This is a genomic window from Acidiplasma aeolicum, from assembly GCF_001402945.1.
Lineage (GTDB): Archaea > Thermoplasmatota > Thermoplasmata > Thermoplasmatales > Thermoplasmataceae > Acidiplasma > Acidiplasma aeolicum.
In genome coordinates this window covers 1-2,137 of sequence record NZ_LKBG01000094.1, presented here as the reverse complement: position 1 = coordinate 2,137, position 2,137 = coordinate 1, and the positions used below count along the sequence as shown (strand labels likewise).

4 protein-coding genes are annotated in these 2,137 nt (G+C 31.8%); 1 reads left to right on the top strand and 3 read right to left on the bottom strand.

The features are described from left to right. Positions 1-115: 115 nt before the first annotated feature. Positions 116-529, top strand: a complete 414-nt coding sequence (locus AOG54_RS02815) for an HIT family protein (RefSeq protein WP_054964201.1) — start codon at positions 116-118, stop codon at positions 527-529. Here the strand turns inward: AOG54_RS02815 and AOG54_RS02810 are convergent, their stop codons facing one another. From AOG54_RS02810 to moaC, 3 genes are read right to left on the bottom strand one after another with little or no spacing between them, the layout of a single operon-like run. Continuing rightward, positions 530-1,129 carry an MBL fold metallo-hydrolase gene (locus AOG54_RS02810; RefSeq protein WP_054964202.1) on the bottom strand — a complete coding sequence of 200 codons (600 nt, stop codon included), beginning with the start codon at positions 1,127-1,129 and terminating at the stop codon, positions 530-532. Positions 1,130-1,162: 33 nt separating this feature from the next. Then, positions 1,163-1,627: a molybdopterin-binding protein gene (locus tag AOG54_RS02805; RefSeq protein WP_054964203.1), complete on the bottom strand. Its 465-nt coding sequence runs from the start codon at positions 1,625-1,627 to the stop codon at positions 1,163-1,165. Further along, positions 1,617-2,057: a cyclic pyranopterin monophosphate synthase MoaC gene (gene moaC, locus AOG54_RS02800; protein WP_048101102.1), complete on the bottom strand. Its 441-nt coding sequence runs from the start codon at positions 2,055-2,057 to the stop codon at positions 1,617-1,619. Before moaC ends, AOG54_RS02805 begins: the two co-directional genes overlap by 11 nt. Positions 2,058-2,137 lie beyond the last annotated feature (80 nt).

The window sequence follows — 2,137 nt, the reverse complement described above, 5'->3', positions numbered from 1 at the left end:
ATGCCATTTAAACATCTTAAAAGGCTGGTACATTATTTTCAATTTATTCTCTTATTTTTAATTAACACATGCAAATTATAAAATAAAATTAAATATTAATTAATAATATTTATTCATGTGTATATTCTGTGATATAGTTTCCAATCGTGCACGGTCTTATAAGGTATATGAGGATGATAACACACTTGCGTTTTTAGACATATATCCAATATCGAGGGGGCACATACTTGTTATTCCTAAAAGGCATTATGAGAACATATTTGATATGGACAATGAAACATTATTAAATGTTTTTAGAACTGTTAAGATAGTTACAGATCTTATTAAGAGAAAATGGGGAATTAATAATGTTAACATTATGAATTCAAATGGTAAACTTGCAAATCAGACAGTATTCCATTATCATGTTCATATTATACCAAGAATTGAGAATGATAATTTGAATTTCGTCGATGAATGGTGGGTTAAAAAAATAATGGATGTAAATGATGAATACCTAGAAAGGATAAAAAGAGAGCTCACTGAATAATTATTTTAATTCTGCCGGGTCGCCATGTGATGGAAATATATAAACTGGCCTCATTTTTTCTATTTTACTTAATGATTCCTCCGCCAGTTTTTCACTTTTCACGAACATTGGGTCAAAATACAATTTCCCTTTTTTCACATATGCAGCATCACCTGTAAACAATGCATTTTTATCATGATAGTATATGGAAACATTTCCGTCTGTATATCCAGGAGTATCTATTTTTTCAAAACCATCAAGATCGAGGCGTGCATATGAATTAAAGGCCTTAACAGTGGCGAATTCAAGGCCCTTTCCCTCCATCTCCTCTATTCCCCTCAGCTGCAGTCCATTCTTCAGCGTATCCATTTCATACTTGCTAACATATATTTTTGGTTTATACTTTTCATAAATTTCCTTTAATGCACCCACATGAAGGTAATCAACTGCTGTAATAAGTATGTAATCAGGCTCATATTTTTTGGAATCATAAAAATTTATTATCTTTTTAGCGTCCTGTTCAATGCCAGAATCTATCTGCACAATATTTTTTCCAGTATTTATGACATATACATGGGATTTCATTTTTTCTATGCTAAATATATTTTCAATAAAAATCATATATTTAAATGGCTTTAATATGTATTAATATTTTCATTCCTTGGTAAGCTCATGGTATGTATGATTCACTATCCTTGAAATAATTTCATACGCCACCGGCTGTGCATTCTCTGATCCGGGAATTGAAAAAATAATCTTTTTCTTGTATGTAAACATTGAGGCATCGGAGATATATGGAAAATATCCACCGGATTTTGCCCTAAAAAGCTCCCCAAATCCAGAAAATTCTTTATCAGCAATTTTCCTTAATGCAATGCTTGTCTGATCAAGTCTTGATGCGCCGGTACCACCAATGTAAATAAAAACATCAAATTTATTATAATTGCAGAATAATTCACCAAGAATTTCTACTTCATCATCCTTAACAATGGATCTTTCATAAGTTTTTCCTATTAATTCTGCCATTTTATTACCTGATATATCGTTTTCAATGGTTCTTGATGATGATACGGTTATTATTCTATACCTTAAATTATATTCAATATCATCACTGTGCATTTATCTCAGCCTTTTTCTTATAATCAACCTTTATTCCAGAGATTAAAGTTTCGGGATAGTTTCCTGTTTCATCCTTTTCAAGGTATTTTACCATATCCCATACAGTTAATAATGCTGTTAGCACACCATTAATGGCCTCCATTTCAACCCCGGTTCTGTAAATGGCCTTAACGGTGCATGAGCATTTTATCTGATTATCCAGAATCTCAAAGTCAAAATCTATTGACGAAACAGGAACTGGATGGCAGTATGGTATTGTTCCAGAAGTATTTTTAACGGCCATTGTACCTGCTATTCTGGCAGTTTCAATGACATCTCCCTTTTTTACATTTTTGTTTAAAATTTGCCTTACAGTGCCGGATTTAAGCCTTATGCATCCTGAGGCCCTTGCCTCCCTTAAAACTATTTCTTTTGAAGATATGTCTATCATAAATTATTAATAGCATATTATTATTAAAAATTAAGGAGAAATGATTAAGATGAAAAACATAGGCATTGATGTTAAACTGC